14 protein-coding genes are annotated in these 17,452 nt (G+C 42.4%); 12 read left to right on the top strand and 2 right to left on the bottom strand.

All coding sequences use genetic code 11. From position 1 onward, the window contains the following. Window positions 1-103: 103 nt before the first annotated feature. Complete coding sequence (locus L6773_RS12200) at window positions 104-946, bottom strand: sulfurtransferase (RefSeq protein ID WP_237854705.1); 843 nt, start codon at window positions 944-946, stop codon at window positions 104-106. Window positions 947-1,559: 613 nt separating this feature from the next. On the opposite strand from L6773_RS12200, the gene L6773_RS12195 reads away from it, so the two are divergent. The 5 genes from L6773_RS12195 to L6773_RS12175 all read left to right on the top strand — a co-directional run bounded on the left by L6773_RS12195 (window position 1,560) and on the right by L6773_RS12175 (window position 8,708). After that, entirely contained in the window at window positions 1,560-1,946 is a 387-nt protein-coding gene (locus tag L6773_RS12195; protein ID WP_237854704.1) for a Dabb family protein, read from the top strand. A 321-nt stretch (window positions 1,947-2,267) separates the two neighbouring features. Then, window positions 2,268-4,715 carry an ABC transporter permease gene (locus L6773_RS12190; protein ID WP_237854703.1) on the top strand — a complete coding sequence of 816 codons (2,448 nt, stop codon included), beginning with the start codon at window positions 2,268-2,270 and terminating at the stop codon, window positions 4,713-4,715. An 83-nt stretch (window positions 4,716-4,798) separates the two neighbouring features. Further along, entirely contained in the window at window positions 4,799-7,264 is a 2,466-nt protein-coding gene (locus L6773_RS12185; RefSeq protein ID WP_237854702.1) for an ABC transporter permease, read from the top strand. A 79-nt stretch (window positions 7,265-7,343) separates the two neighbouring features. Beyond that, entirely contained in the window at window positions 7,344-7,985 is a 642-nt protein-coding gene (locus tag L6773_RS12180; protein WP_237854701.1) for an ABC transporter permease, read from the top strand. Between the two features lie 42 nt (window positions 7,986-8,027). After that, the gene (locus L6773_RS12175; protein ID WP_237854700.1) at window positions 8,028-8,708 is read left to right on the top strand and encodes an ABC transporter ATP-binding protein; all 681 of its coding nucleotides are present in this window, start codon (window positions 8,028-8,030) and stop codon (window positions 8,706-8,708) included. Between the two features lie 464 nt (window positions 8,709-9,172). Here the strand turns inward: L6773_RS12175 and L6773_RS12170 are convergent, their stop codons facing one another. Next, window positions 9,173-9,634: a dCTP deaminase/dUTPase family protein gene (locus L6773_RS12170; RefSeq protein ID WP_237854699.1), complete on the bottom strand. Its 462-nt coding sequence runs from the start codon at window positions 9,632-9,634 to the stop codon at window positions 9,173-9,175. Between the two features lie 128 nt (window positions 9,635-9,762). Here L6773_RS12170 and L6773_RS12165 point away from each other — a divergent pair, with 128 nt between their 5' ends. The 7 genes from L6773_RS12165 (at window position 9,763) to L6773_RS12135 (ending at window position 17,255) form a co-directional block, all read left to right on the top strand. After that, window positions 9,763-10,137, top strand: coding sequence for a hypothetical protein (locus L6773_RS12165; RefSeq protein WP_237854698.1), 375 nt, complete (start codon window positions 9,763-9,765; stop codon window positions 10,135-10,137). A gap of 234 nt (window positions 10,138-10,371) precedes the next feature. After that, window positions 10,372-11,901 carry a M20/M25/M40 family metallo-hydrolase gene (locus tag L6773_RS12160; protein ID WP_237854697.1) on the top strand — a complete coding sequence of 510 codons (1,530 nt, stop codon included), beginning with the start codon at window positions 10,372-10,374 and terminating at the stop codon, window positions 11,899-11,901. Window positions 11,902-12,052: 151 nt separating this feature from the next. Next, window positions 12,053-13,843 (top strand): SulP family inorganic anion transporter, encoded by a 1,791-nt coding sequence (locus L6773_RS12155; protein WP_237854696.1) that lies wholly within the window; start codon window positions 12,053-12,055, stop codon window positions 13,841-13,843. A gap of 172 nt (window positions 13,844-14,015) precedes the next feature. Beyond that, window positions 14,016-14,288, top strand: a complete 273-nt coding sequence (locus L6773_RS12150) for a hypothetical protein (protein ID WP_237854695.1) — start codon at window positions 14,016-14,018, stop codon at window positions 14,286-14,288. A 121-nt stretch (window positions 14,289-14,409) separates the two neighbouring features. After that, window positions 14,410-16,224, top strand: coding sequence for an SLC13 family permease (locus L6773_RS12145; RefSeq protein ID WP_237854694.1), 1,815 nt, complete (start codon window positions 14,410-14,412; stop codon window positions 16,222-16,224). 105 nt (window positions 16,225-16,329) lie between these two features. Then, window positions 16,330-16,545 carry a 50S ribosomal protein L31 gene (gene rpmE, locus L6773_RS12140; protein ID WP_237854693.1) on the top strand — a complete coding sequence of 72 codons (216 nt, stop codon included), beginning with the start codon at window positions 16,330-16,332 and terminating at the stop codon, window positions 16,543-16,545. Between the two features lie 65 nt (window positions 16,546-16,610). Then, window positions 16,611-17,255, top strand: a complete 645-nt coding sequence (locus L6773_RS12135; protein ID WP_237854692.1) for an MBL fold metallo-hydrolase — start codon at window positions 16,611-16,613, stop codon at window positions 17,253-17,255. The last annotated feature ends 197 nt before the right edge of the window (window positions 17,256-17,452 follow it).

Raw genomic sequence — 17,452 nt, 5'->3', positions numbered from 1 at the left:
TTAAATTCCTGTACAATTGGTTGGAGTAGAATCAATTAGAAGAAAGGAGTTGACCCGTTGCGAGGCCGAAGCCCGCAACGAGCAAGTCCTTTGTTATGGTAGATCACCGTTCGATTGGAGCATCAATCAGGTTCCCCCACTCTGTCCATGAACCGTCGTAATTCCGCACAGTTGGGAATTCTAGCAGCTCGTTCAGGACAAACCAGGAGTGCGCTGACCGCTCCCCGATTCGGCAGTAAGCGATAATCTCTTTATCAGGTGTAATTCCTTCGTCCGCATAGATTTTGGTGAGCTCTTCTTTGCTTTTGAAGGTTCCGTCTTCATTCACGGCTTTCGACCATGGAATGTTAGACGCTCCGGGGATGTGGCCGGCACGCTGAGACAGTTCATCGAGTCCGGGAGGAGCCAGGATTTTTCCTGTGAACTCATCCGGAGAGCGAACATCAACGAGTCCGAAGTCATCAGAATTGAGTCGTTCTTTTATATCATCCCGGAAAGCACGGTATTCACCTTTTACATCACCTACTGTGTAATCGGTGGAGTCGTATTTGGGGAGATCTGTAGTGAGTTCACGCCCTTCAGCTTCCCACTTTTTGCGCCCGCCATCGAGAATGCGAACATCATCGAAGCCATAGTATTTAAGCAACCAGTAAGCCCAAGCGGCAAACCAGTTGTTGTTGTCACCATACAAGACAACCGTGGTATCTTCATCAATTCCGGATTTTTGAAGCAGTTTTTCAAAATCCTCTTTTGATGCGATGGTTCTTCGGAGTTGATCCTGGAGGTCTTTCTTCCAGTTCCAGCCGACTGATCCCGGAATATGTCCTGAATCATAGGCTTCAGTGTCTACGTCGACCTCTACAAAACGGACGCCTTCATCGGTTAGATGATCAGCTGCCCAATCGGTAGTTACGAGTACTCTTTTTTGTGTTAGTGTATCTGGCATTGTTTTGTGCTTTGTGTTTTTGATTGGTGTTTAAGCTCATTCTCACAAAGCCCAGCTAACATCCAGACAGGCAGACAGGTTTTTAAAACAAAAAAGCCCACCACCTGTTCGGTAGCGGGCTTTGTATGAAGATCGTTGTATTAAATCAGCATAATTTTTCCACTACCTTTCGCGGCATTCTACAACACATCATACAGCACATGTTTTTGTGCTCGGTCGCGGAAAAGTTTGTGGAACCGTTTTGCTGATTCATTAAAAAATTGTGTTAGACATCAAGTCGTTTTTAACGTGAATTCAGGTTAAACACTAAATCAATTCATGTCAAGCCTCTATTGTAAAAAAGAAAATTTATCAGGTAGAAGGAGAAAGTTCTAATTCGGACAACCTGCACTTATTACTTCAGAAAAGCGCTTTTATTGATTGAATGTAGTGTCACAATTAATATTCTTATAGGTAAAATGATTATTGATTTTCGGGTTAATATCCCAATATCAGACAGGGTTTATTTTCTTTTTTGTGCGTGAGGCTCCTGATTAAAATGAAAAATTTATATGATATGAGGAATTTTGGATTGAACGATTCTCCTTAACAACAATGCAAAACTCAGAAAATCATGAAGGATAGATTTCATTTTATCACAGTTGGAATTTTCTTAATCGCAGCCCTTTTTGGATTCACCCAAATAAAGGATGCAACAGAATACCAATCCCGGGTTTTAAGGCATGTGGTTTTCTTAAATTTGAATGAACAGGCAACTGACTCTATCGTGAAAATGAAGAATCAGGATTTATTAGAACTCGAAGAAAATATTACCCAAATCCGGGAGCTAGAGTTCGGAACCAATATCCAGGAAGATGCTGATTACTCTCACTGTATGTTTCTGACGTTTAAAAGCCTTGAAGATCTCAAATCGTACGAAGAGCACCCGATGCATCTCGAATTCGCCTCCACCTATGGTAAATACGTGGTGAAGAAGACCGAGCTGGATTATTGGTATTAGAATGTGGTGCATCGTCATTGTATAGGTTGACAAATGAATTATAGTTTAAAGAGAGAGACAGGAATCAATTTTTCGCTAACCTGGTAAATTCGGGCTGATAAATACTAATCCATTGGAAAACTGTTCGCAATCGTACAGTAGTTGTATCAATCCGAACAAGATCGTTCTATAAAACAGGCGTTTAAAGTGAATTTAGGGAGTTTAAAAGGTTTGGTATGATAGTTGATTAAACTTGTAAAGTAGTTAGTTGTGAGTGGTGAGTTGTAAGTACAATAGCCCAACAAAACAACAAACAACTGACAATATTCAACAACCAAAATTATGCTTAAAAACTACATAACCATCGCGTTCAGAAACCTTCGGAAAAACCCGGGGTACTCCTTTATCAATATTTTTGGTTTGGCCATGGGGATGGGGATTTGTATTCTCATTTTGCTCTACGTTCAGCATGAACTCAGCTACGATGATTATCATGAAAATTCTGATCGTATCGTTCGTACATCACGCGCCTGGTTCAACCAGGATGGGCAGGTCAGTCTTCATCTTGGCCATGCCGCACCGCCTTTTGGCCCGCTTTTGGAACAAGATTTTGAGGGTACGATCGAAGAGATGGTTCGTTTTTTAGAAATCAGCCCACTCCTGCGATATGAAGAGAACGCGTTTGTAGAAAATAGATTTTTCTTTTCAGATCCTGAAGTTTTTGAAATGTTTTCCTGGGAGATGATAGAGGGTGACCCGTCTACCGCGTTAACCTACCCCGATGGCCTTGTGGTTACGGAGAGCATGGTGAAGAAATATTTTGGGGATGAAGATCCCATGGGAAAATCCATTGAAGCGGAGATCCGGGGGATGAATCTTCAATTCCAGGTTCGGGGTATTATGGAAGATGTTCCTGAGAATTCACATTTCCAGTTCGATTTCCTGGCATCGATGGAACCGGTCGTTCAGTTTTATGGGGGACAAGAAGCATTCATGCAAAACTATGGCAGTAACAACTTTGCCACTTATCTGCTGCTTCCGGAAGGGTACGATTATCAACGGCTACAAGAGCAGATTCCCGCATTTATGGATCGCCATCTGAGTACTGAAGAAACTCATTTGGGAGAAGATGGAGAACCGGTAACAGCTTCTGATGGTACTATGCTTTTTTTGCAACCTCTCACTGATATCCACCTGTACTCGAACCTCGATTCAGAAATTGAAGCCAACAGCCGGATCGAATATGTGTATATCTATGGTGCTATTGCACTTTTTATTCTGATCATTGCCTGCATCAATTTTATGAATTTGAGCACTGCTCGTTCGGTAAAAAGAGCGGTGGAAGTAGGTCTTCGAAAAGTGATTGGTGCAAATCGATGGTCGTTAATACGCCAGTTTATCGGGGAATCTGTGGTTATGGCCGTGCTTTCCCTGCTATTTGCCATTTTAATTGTTGAACTGATGCTGCCGGTTGTGAATGATTTTATTAACCTGAACCTGGAATTAGACCTTCTTCAGAACTACACTCAACTATTCTGGCTGTCTGGAATTGTTCTTTTTGTGGGATTAGTAGCAGGTAGTTACCCGGCGTTCTTTCTCTCAGGATTTCAACCTGCAACTGTTTTGAAAGGCTCGTTCAAGGCCGGGAAAGTCCATGAACGATTCCGGTCTGTTTTGGTGGTAACTCAATTTGCGATCTCCATCGCCTTGATTACCTGCATGATTATTGTTTACACCCAACTCGATTTTATGCGAACAAAGGACTTGGGTTTTAACAAGGAAAATATTGCCGTTTTACCGGTCAGCCAGCAGATTACTTCAAATTATGAAAATATTCGGGAGAGGCTTCTTGGGCATCCCGGAATTTTAAACGTATCTGTTGCCAGTCGTGTGCCTTCAGGTCGGTTACTGGATTCCCAGGGTACACGTGCCGAAGTAGATGGCGAATTACAGGATATCGATTTTCGAATTGCCGATATCCATATCAGCCATAATTTCCTTGAAACGTTTGATATCGACCTGGTTGCCGGACGAAATTTTGATATCAACCTGGCCAGCGATTCTACCGAAGCATTTATCTTGAATGAATCTGCTGTGGAAACGATCGGGTGGAATTCACCTGAAGAGGCAATAGAAAAGCAGTTTTTGTATGGCGGCCGAAGGGGCAGGGTTATCGGAGTGGTGAATGATTTCAACTTTGAGTCACTGCATCAATCGATTGCACCAATTGTATTCATGATTCCTGATGATCGAATCAGGAATGTAGCGGTTAAAATCCGGGATAATTCCCGCGAAGAGGTCCTAAGTTTTTTGGAAGAGCAGTGGGCTACGCTGCGCCCTGGCTATCCATTTACGTATTCATTTGTTCAGGACAATTTTGATGAACAGTACAACTCTGAAGAACGGCTGGGTACACTTTTCGGATTCTTTTCATTGATTGCAATCATCATCGCCGCGTTAGGTTTGTTTGGATTGGCTTCTTTTACAACTCAGCAGAGAATCAAGGAGATTGGAATTCGAAAAGTACTTGGAGCCAGTATTTCACAAATCGTATGGCTTCTTTCAACGAAATTTACCCTTCTCGTGATTATGGCGATCGCCATTGCAACACCAATCGCCTGGTATTCTATGGATCAATGGCTCGAAGGCTTTGCCTACCAGATTGATATGCCGGTCTGGTCATTTGTAATTGCAGGTGGTTCCGCCATTGTAATTGCCTGGCTGACAATCAGTTATCAGTCCATCCGTGCAGCAATCGTAAACCCCGTAAACAGTTTAAGGAGTGAATAAATTTGTCAGTGGTTGGTTGTCAGTTGTCTGTTGTAAGAAAACAACCAACTACTAACCACTGACAACTAACAACACACAAAACTATGATCAAAAACTACTTCAAGATTGCCCTTAGAAACCTGTTTAAGCACAAGGTTTACTCATTTATAAATATTTTTGGTTTGGCAGTGGGGATTGCCTGCTGCCTGCTCATTGGTTTGTATGTTCAAAATGAGTGGAGTTACGATACATTTCACTCCAACTCTGACCGAATTTACAGGGCATGGACAACGGAAACCATGGAAGATGGCAGAGAATTGTTAAACACATCTACCCCGATTCCACTCCGGCAGGCACTGGAGGAGTACATTCCGGAGATTGAAAAATCGACCTACATATTCCGGTTCAATAATCTTGTTCAGGCACCGGAAAGACCGGATCAACAAAATGAACAGATGCTGGTTGTTCATAATGATTTCTTTGACATATTTGATTTCGAACTTATCAGTGGGGACAGAGAAACTATGTTTCAGAATCCGTCATCTGTGGTGATAAGCCGGGAAACAGCAGAGAGGTTCTTTGGTTCTGATAACCCGTTACAGCAAACACTCTCCATTCGTATTGATGATGAGTTTCAGAGCTTTTCGGTAACCGGTGTCCTTGAAAATGCTCCATCTAATTCCAGCCTGGAGTACAGTATTCTTCTTCCGAATGAGAATCTAGATCGGCTTGTAGGTGAAAATTCGTTCAATAGTTGGTTTAATATTTTTGGGCCTACCTATGTACTTTTGGCCGAGAATGCTGAATCTGACGCATTAGATGCAAAATTCCAATCGATGCTGCAGACAGTTTTGGGAGAGGAACTGCAGAGTGAAACAAACTTCGCCATTGGTTTACAGCCGTTGACAGATATTCATCTCAATCCGGAATTTCCTCCTAATATCGCTTCTGTAAGTGACCCGGCTTACTCTTATCTGTTGGCTGCTATCGCTTTACTCATTCTTTTTATTGCATGTGTGAATTTTATGACGTTGTCTATTAGCAAATCGGCTTCCCGGGCGAGGGAAGTTGGAATCAGGAAAACGATGGGTGCAATTCGTCAGCATTTGATGGCTCAATTCTGGGGTGAAGCATTGATGATGACCGTTCTCGCTATCACGGTTGGAGTTGCCTTCAGTGAGTTATTACTTCCGCTCTTTAATGATCTTTCCGGCACATCTCTTGAATTTCAACTCACTCTCGGATCGATCGGAATATTAGCCGGGCTTGCTATTTTAATCAGCTTGATTGCAGGGATCTATCCCGCATTGATATTATCAGGTTTCCGGCCGGTTGAAGTTCTGAAAGGTCATCTGAATCTTTCGGCTGATAAAAGTTTCTTCCGGCAGTCGATGGTGGTTCTTCAATTTTCACTCTCGATTGCACTTATATTTGGGACTATTACGGTTCATCGCCAACTGAGCTTTATGCAAAACAAGAATCTGGGATATCAAACAGGCCAGGTAGTTGTGGTGGAGTCCGGGCTCTCTGCGGGCCCTTCCGTGCCTATGAGCGAGCTGATACAGAACGGGTATCAGATGAGAGATTTAATAGCAAATGAAATATCAGGAGCTCAGGGAGTAGAATCTATTTCGGTTTCCACATTTTCACCGGTTCAGGTATTTGGCTGGTTTCGAATAGGATTCAGTGATAATCAGAATCAACAGCAAAATTTACACGCAAATGTGATTGATGCTGAATTTATTAACACGCTCGGAATTGAAATTATCCAGGGCAGAAACTTTTCCGATGTGAATCCCTCTGATGAACGCCGTGCTATGATCGTGAATCAGTCATTGGTCGATTACTTTGGATGGGAAAATCCCATTGGCCGGCGATTGCCCGGGCCGGAATTTATTGATCACGAAGTGATTGGGGTTGTTGAGGATTTCCATTACGAATCGCTGCATACAGAGATTGACCCACTTGCAATGACCATGAATCCGGAAATTATATTTAGTGGTATCAATAACATCATGTTGAGCAATTCGCCATCTCCTCGTTTTTCATTTAAGCTCAATACGGGCAATTTGAGTAAAACAATGGCATCTATCCAGAACGTATGGGAAACTGTATCGCCCGGCACTCCTTTTAATTACACCTTTGTCGATCAATCCCTCGAGGCTCAATACCGTCAGGAGCAACGCTTGAGCCGGATCGTTACAACTGGTTCCTTCTTTGCAATCATTATTGCTTGTTTGGGATTATTTGGTTTGGCATCCTTAATGGTACTTCGACGAACAAAAGAGATTGGAGTTCGTAAAGTTTTGGGAGCAACTTCCTCAAGTATTGTTTTGCTGGTTAACAAGGAGTTTACAAAACTTGTTCTTATCGCCTTTGTAATTGCAGTACCGGTTGCCTGGTATTTCATGTCGAGCTGGCTGCAGAATTTTGCTTACAGAATTGATATCGGTTTAGGTATTATTTTGTTGGCGGGTATTTCGGCTTTGGTTGTGGCATGGCTTACAGTTAGTTATCAATCGGTGAAAGCTACGTTGGTAAACCCGGTGGACAGTTTGAGGAGTGAATGAATTGGTTAGTGGTTTGTTGTCAGTTGTTGGTTGTAATCTATAAACCACTATCCACGGACAACTAAGAATATCCAAAACCATGCTAATAAATTACCTCAAAATTGTCTGCCGAAATATTAAAAAGCACAAGGGATACTCGTTTATTAATATCCTTGGGCTTGCAGTAGGAATTGCGGTTTGCAGCCTGATCTATCTGTATGTATCTCATGAGATGTCGTATGATAAATATCACACTAAATCAGACCGTATCTACAGAGTAACGATTGATCATCCCAGGGCGCATATTGCAATGACACCCTCCATGATTCTCCCAACCAGCAAACGTTTGTTTCCCGAAGTTGAAACCGGTGTTCGATTATTTGATGTGGGCTCCTTCAACCCATTGGTAGTTCGACATGAAAACCGGGTCTTCGAACAGCGAAGTATCGTCTACGCCGACTCCAGTCTTTTTGATGTTTTTGATTTTGAGTTGATAGCCGGTAACGAGAATGACGCATTAAAAAGTCCTGAGTCTGCAGTTCTCACTCAGGATATGTCTGACCGATATTTTGGGGATGATAATGCAGTTGGCCAAACACTTGAGATTGGAGGCAGTGATTATGAAGTAACAGGGGTGATCCAAAACATTCCCGGTAATAGATTGACTTTAATCATAGCATTTGCAACTGTGAGCTGGCAAGCCGTTCAGTCGGCAAAATTAGATCCGGCTGAATCCATATGATCTGATTGAATTCGATTGAGATATCATCAAAAATAATATTCAATGATTAAACTGAAGAAGATTTACAAGTATATCGATAAGCGGTTTCAAAGGACCTTTATTCTGAAGGATATAGATCTCGAAGTAAAAGAGGGAGATTTCATAACAGTGATGGGGCCGAGCGGCGCCGGAAAATCTACTCTGCTAAATATTCTTGGTTTTTTGGATGATGCATCCGAGGGTGAGTACTTCTTTTTGGATGAACCGGTTCATAATTTGACTGAAAAAAGAAAGTCGGACTATCACAAATCACACATCGGCTTTGTATTCCAGGCCTATCACCTGATTGACGAATTGACCGTTTACGAAAACATCGAGATGCCACTCCTTTACAGGAAGGTAAAATCCAAAAAACGAAAGGCGATGGTTGCTGAAATGCTGGATCGGTTTAATATCGTGGCAAAGAAAGACCTGTTCCCGCCTCAGCTTTCAGGCGGGCAGCAACAGGTTGTGGGAGTGGCCCGTGCGATCATTGGCAGTCCTAAACTTCTTCTCGCTGACGAGCCGACCGGAAATCTTCATTCCGAACAGAGCGAAGAGATCATGGAGATGTTCACAAAATTGAACAAAGAAGGAGTGACGATAATACAGGTGACACATTCCGAAAAGATGGCCGGTTACGGAAATCGGATTGTCAATTTAAAAGATGGTGTGGTCGTTGAAGAGAATCCGTACGATGAGTAAACGGATGGATTGGATTTGTATCACGATTGAGTTAAGCCGTAGATAAAATGGGGACGGTAGAGAACGTTGAATTTAATTTCAAAATGAGAAATCTATACTTCGGTCTCATTCAAAAAGAGGATTGGGAGTTATGATTTCAGGTGAGCCAAAATACGTAACGCGTCTCACTGAGCCGCGACCCTCCTTGTTGTTTTTATTCAGACGAAATGGGGGGAGATGTTGTGGAAATAAGTTGAAATAGGAGTTTTTAGTGGAATCAGGTTTTGGGAGTTATCGGCTCAGGCGAGCCGATTTACGTAGCACGGCTCGCCTGAGCCGTGTATGAAAACTCGGGTGATTGAATAATGAGATTCAGGGATTCAAAAATTTTTAATTCTGCAGGTACTGATTTTATTGATGACTCGAAGTTGTTTAGTCGCTTAACGAGTTGGTGTACGTAGCATGCCTTGCTGAGCCGTGAAAATCTACGAAAGATCAAGAAATCTTAGCGTTGCAATACGTGCGTTCTCCTTGATTTTACAACCCGCAACCGGAACGTGAAAATGCATATTCAGGTCATTGAGATCATCTTCAGGCGATATGTACAGGGTGTTGATAATGACCCCGGCTTTCTCTGCATGGCTGTGTGGTGTAATTACGGCAATCGTATTTTCAGGAACCTCGAATGATTCATTAAAAACTGCTTTGTAAGTATCAATTTTCAGATCCCACCAACCATACGAATCATTCGCGTTTCGTTTCTCCGGATCAATGATCTTTGAGTCTGCAGGTGTAAATTCACTTCCGCCAAAATCTAAAGAACCGGCACCGTCCATTCGATGAACTTCGGCAACGGTCAGATCAAGGTGGTTTTTATGCAATTGTGTGTCTTCATGGATAATGTTTTCCGTCAAATCTAAAATTTCATCAGATGATAGTAAATTCATGGTGTATAGGTGTTTATAATTATCGATTGCTTCCATTCAATACAACAATTTAAAGCCGTTACTTCATTCAATCATCCATTTCCGTTACATTATTTCTGAGTGCAAGCCGGTAAAACCATAAATCTGTTATGAGATTTTTTTCAAACCTGTTTTCAAATAATCAACGGTCAAAGCATCCAGCTCCCGAGATCGATCTTGATCGGATTCTATCAAATATTGAGGAAAGGGAAGAGGAGATGGAGATCCCTCTCGGGAAGAAGATCTATGATTTTCACTACGGAGAACTCCTGGTTCGATTTGATCGCGATATTACTCATAACGGTAGAATCTCCATTTACCGTGGCAAAGAACGGCTTTATAGTTTTACAGTGTTTGCGAAAGAGGGCGAATACGATATTTTGAGAGATGCTTTTGATTCGACTGTAGATTTTTTAGAGTCAGACCGAAGTATAAATAATTTGCCTGATAACGATGTTTTGAAGGGGTTTTATCACCATCATTAAACTACCCTTCATATTGAGTAATTAACTCTACATTTTTACTCCTTACATTTAACCTGTCTATTTATATTTAATCAGTTGAACATATTTATTAAATGGAAAATATACTTCGTGTTTCTTAGAGCCTTCGGGCTTTCGAGGCGCCCTTTATGAATCACAAAAAGGCGCAAAGACATGAATGTTCACAAAGAAGCGTCATTACATCAATAAAACCAAAAATGCGTTAACTCCGCCATTATGTTCCGATTTCTTTCTCTCATCTTTTTTTTATTGTTTACTCCCTCCCTAATATTTGCTCAATCAACTGCTGTTCAAGCTACCCGGGAGTACAGGAGCCAACATGCTCATTCCATCCTGGAAACTCATTTTGAGTTAATCAGAATCCCGAATGTGGCCTGCGATCTTCCGAACATCCGGCGAAATGCAGGTGCGATTATGACTGAGTTTGAAAAACGCGGTGCGAATATGGAGTTGTTGACTCTGCCGGATCAACCGGAAGTACCGCCCGTTATTTATGGCGAGATCAACACACCAGGGGCCGATCGAACATTGATTATTTACGTACATTATGATGGTCAGCCCGCAGACCCTGTCAATTGGACGCATTCACCATGGGAGCCTACGCTATATTCAGCTTCGATGGAAGATGGGGGAGAGCCGATAGAATTTCCCAAAGTCGATGAACCGATCAATCCTGACTGGCGAATTTACGGTAGATCGGCTTCGGATGACAAGGCACCATTCGCAGCTATTCTTGCAACGCTGGATGCGCTTCAGCAAAACGATTTGGAACTCACATCAAACCTGAAGTTCTTTTTTGATGGCGAGGAGGAGAGAGGATCTCCACACGTTCGCCAAATTTTGCAGCAATACAAAGAGATGCTGGATGGAGATCTGTGGCTCTTTTTTGATGGACCGATGCATCAAAGTGGCCGGCCGCAGGTTGTGTTTGGCGTTCGGGGTGTGACGGGAATGGAAGTAACTGTTTACGGTCCCTCGCGCCCGTTACATAGTGGTCATTACGGGGGATGGTCTCCGGTACCCGGACAGATGCTCGCCAACTTGTTGGCAAGTATGAAAAATGAAACCGGTGAAATTTTGATCGAAGATTTCAATGAAAGCACAGCTCCAATCACAGAAGCCGACCGCCAAGCATTTGCAACCTTGCCGGATGTGGACGATGAAATTCGGGAAGATCTCGGCTTGACATGGACCGAACATGAGGGGCGATCACTCATTGAAAGTTATATGTATCCAACGTTAACCATCCGTGGATTTTCGAGCGGAAATACCGGTGAGCTGGCTCGAAATGTAATTCCTACGACAGCAACTGCATCGTTGGGAATTCGTCTGGCAAAAGGAAATCAACCCGGAGAGATGAAGGATAAATTGGAAGCGCATATACGCGAACAGGGGTATCATATCGTGAGGGAAGATCCGGATATGGAAACTCGTCTAAAGCACCGAAAAATAGCTAAAGTAACACGGGGAATCGGTTACCCGGCCATGCGGACGTCCGTTGATAATGCCATGACACAGCAAATTGTAGATGCTATCAAACAAGCCACTTCTGATGATTTGATACTCTACCCGACCATGGGTGGAACTCTGCCTATCTATCATTTTGAGCAGATCATGCAAAAACCGATTGTAATTGTCCCTATAGCGAATCATGACAATAATCAGCACGCCCCGGATGAAAATATCCGGATCGGAAACATTTGGTACGGTATGGATATTTACTCATCCATATTCACGATGGAATGAGATAAAACAAACCGCAATTATTGCATTTTTATTTATATTTTCAGGGAGATAAGCGGATTCTAAATCTACTACCGATTGATATTCAGCCGCTAATCAAATCATTAATTGTGGCAACGGCGATCACAAAAAACAAGGTTTCAATCATTGAGATATGGACCTGACGGCTATTCTTTCCTGGATCAGGAATAAATTTACTATTCTAACCTGGATTCACAGATACTCCAAACAAGAGTTTATCGCCGACACAAAAGCAGGGCTTACAATTGGTGTGATTGTAATCCCACAGGTTATGGCTTACGCTGTCATTGCCGGCTTATCGCCTATTTACGGATTATACGGATCACTTATTCCGCTTTTGATCTATCCGCTATTCGGAACTTCGCGCCATCTTTCACTCGGGATTGTAGCAACTGACATGATTATTATCGCGTCCGGTGCCGGAATGATCGCCGAACCGGGAACCGGGGAGTACGTGTCTGTAGTATTACTGCTCACCATGTTTGTGGGACTGGTTCACATTGCACTATCCCTGTTGCGGATGGGATTTTTGGTGAACCTCCTTTCAAAACCTGTCATTTTTGGTTTTACGGCCGCTGCACCGCTCATCATTGTATTCAGCCAGCTGGGTAATATTCTTGGTGTTGATCTCGAACGATCCCAATATATCGGCATCATAGCGATGCAGATTATCGAAAAGATTGAGATGGTTAATTTTACAGCATTGGGAATCGGGTTGATTGGATTTATGATTCTCTATCTGCTAAAAAAATGGAATCCTCTTTTCCCGAGAGCACTTGTGCTTTTAGTTGCAGGAGGTGTGATGGTTTGGTGGTTAAATTTACAGGAATATGGTATTGAAGTGATTGGAGTGATTCCATCGGGGTTGCCTTCATTTGAACTGCCGGGTTTTACTCTCGACAACTTGCGCAGGCTAATTCCCACCATAACAACTTTGGTATTGGTCCAGCTTATGACAGTGATTTCTCTCGGTAAGACCTATGCCAACAAATACAAATATCCCATCAACCCAAACCGTGAATTTTTTGCAATAGGTGCGGCAAACTTCATCGGGAGCTTTTTTCAAAGCCCGCCTATTTCAGGCAGTTTTTCGCGAACGGTTGTGAGCGAGCAGGCCGGTACCCGGACTACCCTTTCAAATGTTATCTGTGCAATTGTTGTCTGCTTAACGTTACTCTTTTTAACTCCCCTGTTTTATTACATTCCGTTGGCGGGTCTCTCTGCCATTATCATTTTGGCCGCTCTTTCGTTGATCAATTTGGAAGAACTAAAATACTTCTTCCGCACTAAGCCTCAAGATGGGTACATCGCAATCTTTACATTTTTAAGTGTACTACTTATCGGCATTCAGGAAGGAATTTTGATGGGAATCGGGGCATCTCTTTTCCTCGTCCTTTATCGCTCAAGCAGGCCCAATCTTGCAGTTTTAGGTCACGTGCAAGGGTCAAGGACCTATCGGGATGTGACCCGAAATCCACAGGCTTCTCCAATTGAAGAGGTGCTCATACTTCGGTTTGATGCGTCCATAAATTTCAACAATGCAGAGTTCATCAAAGATTTTATTATTCACAAAAGTGAAGAGAGAAATAAGAAAATCCGTGCTGTCATCGTGGACGCGAAGAGTATCAACGACCTGGATACAACCGCCATTGAAGCTCTTCGATCTGTAATGGAAACTCTCCAAAACTGGGATATAGAATTCCATTTTGCCGGGATGAAAACACCGGTCCAAAAACTACTGATGCGTTCGGGTTTGGCACGTAGCCTGGGCGGTAATCACTTTCATGAGAGCACACATCTGGCTGTAAAATATCTGTTGGAGAAGTGGGATCAGCAAGAAAAAGATTCGCACAGCCCGGAGTTGGTTGATCTGTTTGAAGAACCTCATCGTTTGAAAGACTATATGAATGACGTTAGCGAGTAATCTTTTATGAAGATATTCAGTGTCCAATATCGGACATGAACCGTATGTTTTCGTACAGGATTGACCGAAGAAATCATTAGAACTTGTTCAATGAGGCATATAGAACTGTTTGGCACATTTCTTGATAATAAATTCATTACAATGCCTTTGATTAAACCTAACTCCTAAAATCATGCATAACGTACGCGTTCAGTTCACTGTGCCCAATGTAAAGAAAATTGTAAATCTTGATGTTCATGTAAACGGAGAAGATCGAAAACTCAGATTTCGTGTGGAGAAGTTTAATTTCGATTCCGAAAATGGAAGCTCTGAAGATTTGGTAAGGATTTTAAGAGACAGGATTACAAACTACGATTCTGAATGGGAACTCTATCACATTGGAACTCCAACTGATGGGGAAATTCCTGTTACATTTCGATTTAAAAATCAACAAAAAAACGCATAAGCATACTTCCATAAAAACATAGTAAATATACTGTCATTTATGTTATTTTGATTTGGTCGTTATCTCAAGTATCACAGAATTCTTCATCGATATTTGTAAGTAAAAAAATTTATTCGCCAAAATGAGTCCAGATCAAATCATTGTTTTTGGGGTTTTGTTACTTACCATTATTGCGCTTGCTTCAGATCTGTGGAGTCCTGATGCGGTATTGTTAACTGCAGTTGCAATTGTTACTGTATCGGGAGTAATGAGCTTAGAAGAAGCTGCCATGGGATTTGGCAATACAACACTTCTTGCCCTTGGGAGCCTTTATGTTATAGCTGCCGCATTGCGAGAAAGCGGGGCATTAGACAGGGCCAGTGAGTTTATCCTCGGGAGAAAATCAAAGAAAATTCGCAGAATTTTAATAAGGCTATGCCCGAGTGTTTCGGTTTATTCTGCTTTTTTGAATAATACGCCCGTCGTAGCGATGGGAATTCCTGCAATCAGAAGTTGGTCTCAAAAGAACCGGATTCCGGCCTCAAAATTATTAATTCCACTCTCATATGCAGCGATACTGGGTGGGTTATGTACACTTATCGGAACCAGTACGAACCTTATAGCTCATGGGCTTTTACAAGATTATGGTTTTGAAGGGTACTCGTTTTTTGAATTGGCTTGGCTTGGACTACCATGTGCCGCTGTAGGTTTGACCTACCTTGTTTTTGTATCTCCGATACTAACACCGGCGCGAAGGGATATTCGTTATGAGGAGGAGAGAAAGCGGGAGCTGTTGGTTGAAATTGAAGTCACTGATAAAGCACAGATTGTCGGGAAAACAATTCGCGAGACTGGTTTGGCCAGACTACCGGGTTTCTATCTTTCCAGGCTTAATAGAAATGATCGTGAAATAGCACCGGTACCCCCAAACGAAAAGTTCAGGGTTGGTGATCATTTAATGTATGCAGCAGAGGGTGGAATTGCAGCGAAGGTGCCATCTCTAAGTGATTACCCCGGGTTGCAGATATTATATCAGCCCCCGAGAATTATTAAAAGGGAAAAGAAACAGGATCGAGAATTGCACCAGATTGTAGTAAAAGAAGGGTCCCGGCTGGTAGGTTCATCCCTGGAGAATGCGCGATTGCTTGAGCGATTTGGGGCGGCTGTAACAGGTGTAAGGAGAAGGGGAAAACGAATTGATAAAGCCCTTGGAGATTTTGTGGTACAACCCGGTGATGTACTACTACTGGATACAGGACGGGGCTTCCGGGGTGCTTATGAAGATACGGAGGATTTTTTCCTCACAAGTGAGGCAGGCGGTGAAGAGATAGAAAACAAGGAAGAAGTAAAGGAAGAACGACCGGAGGGTAAGTCTCTTTATGTTTCAGTAGCTGTACTTTTAGGAATTGTTGTAAGTGTAGCTGTCGGCATCATTCATATTGCTTTGGCTGGTTTAATAGGTGTGGCAGTATTATTGGCATTTAATGTGATCGATCCAGGGGAAGCCAGAAAATCCGTGGACTGGACCGTTCTCATCGTAATTGGTGCTGCATTAGGTTTAGGGAAAGCGATGGAGGTAAGCGGTACGGCAGATTTGATAGGCTTTTGGATGATTGATTTAACGAGCGAGTATGGCAACTGGGTGCTGCTTGCCGGTATTGTATTGGTTACTGCATTTTTAACTGAGATAATCACAAATAACGGGGCTGTGGCTATCATGTTTCCGATTGTATTGTCGGTAGCCGGATCAATGGATATCGATCCAAGAGGAATATTTGTGGCAGTAACTCTTGCGGCGTCTATGTCGCTTATCAGCCCGATTGGATATCAAACCAACCTGATGGTTTACGGTCCGGGAAACTACCGGTTTACAGATTTCTTTAAAGTTGGATTCCCGCTGCAATTGATCCTCTGGACTGTTGTAATTCTTCTTGCCCCGGTTATCTGGCCATTTTAAATGATGATTACCGGAACAACTTTATATCAAACATTACGATTGCATGAAGAAATCGATATTCTTATCTTTTGGGTCTGAAAAGATTTTGAATAATATTATAAGACCATGAAAAAAGGAATTCATCCCGAATACAAAGAAATTACAGTTGTAATGAGTGATGGTACTGAATTTACCACCAGAAGTACCATGAATACTAAAGAAGGGGTCTACAAAAGTGAGGTAGATTCAAAGAATCACCCGTTTTACAACCAGAATAAGAAGATTCAGAAGAAAGCTGGCCGAATCGACCGCTTTAATAAACGTTACAACAAGAATAAGTAACCAAATTCAGTTTCTAATTTAAGGATGCAGTGAATGTCATTGCATCCTTTTTTTATATACTGCCGATGAAGCTAAAGAAATTCGAAGTAGGCCCTTTTTCCGAAAACACCTATCTGCTGTTGGAAGACGACCAGGCCTTGGTTGTTGACCCTGGATTCTCTTCTCCAAATGAGTACAAATCTTTTAAAAGCGAATTAGAAGATACCGGGGCTGAGTTACAAGCGGTTTGTCTCACGCACGCTCACGTGGATCATATTTTAGGGCTTCACCGAGTATTGCGAGATTTTGAGGTTCCTGTTTACCTGAATCATTCCGATCTCTATTTGTGGAATCATTTTGAGCAGCAGTCAAAGGCGTTTGGATTTCAATCCGTCGGATTTGATTTTACTCCCGAACCGCTCCCTGAGCAGGAGGACTTTACGATGGGTAATTTTACGTTTGATGTACTCTATACACCGGGCCACGCCCCGGACCACGTATCATTATATTTTAAGGAAGAAGGGGTCCTCATAGCTGGCGATGTGATCTTTTTTGAAAGCATTGGGCGGACGGATCTTTATAAAGGAAATTTTGATACGCTTGCTCAATCAATCCGTAAAAAACTCTATATTTTGCCGGATAATACAACCGTATATCCGGGACATGGGCCGGTCACAACCATCGAAAGAGAGAAGCAACACAACGCTTTTGTGAAGGAAAAAAAGACGTAATACGGTTTCCATGAGCCGTGAACAACAAAGATGTGGTCCTGGTAGAAAGTTGAAGGTTTTTTACTCATTCAGTGCTCCCCATCAATACAATTTACCAGTAACGTGCTTATCAGGGTAATTTGTTTGATTTGTCTTATCGGCTCAGGCGAGCCGAGCTACGTACATAGTTCGCTAGAGCTGTAAAGAAATACGGTTGT

The sequence above is a fragment of the Rhodohalobacter sulfatireducens genome (assembly GCF_022012475.1).
Taxonomy (GTDB): Bacteria; Bacteroidota; Rhodothermia; order Balneolales; family Balneolaceae; genus Rhodohalobacter; species Rhodohalobacter sulfatireducens.
Note: the sequence above shows the minus strand (reverse complement) of the source record. Positions and strands in the feature narration are given on the sequence as shown.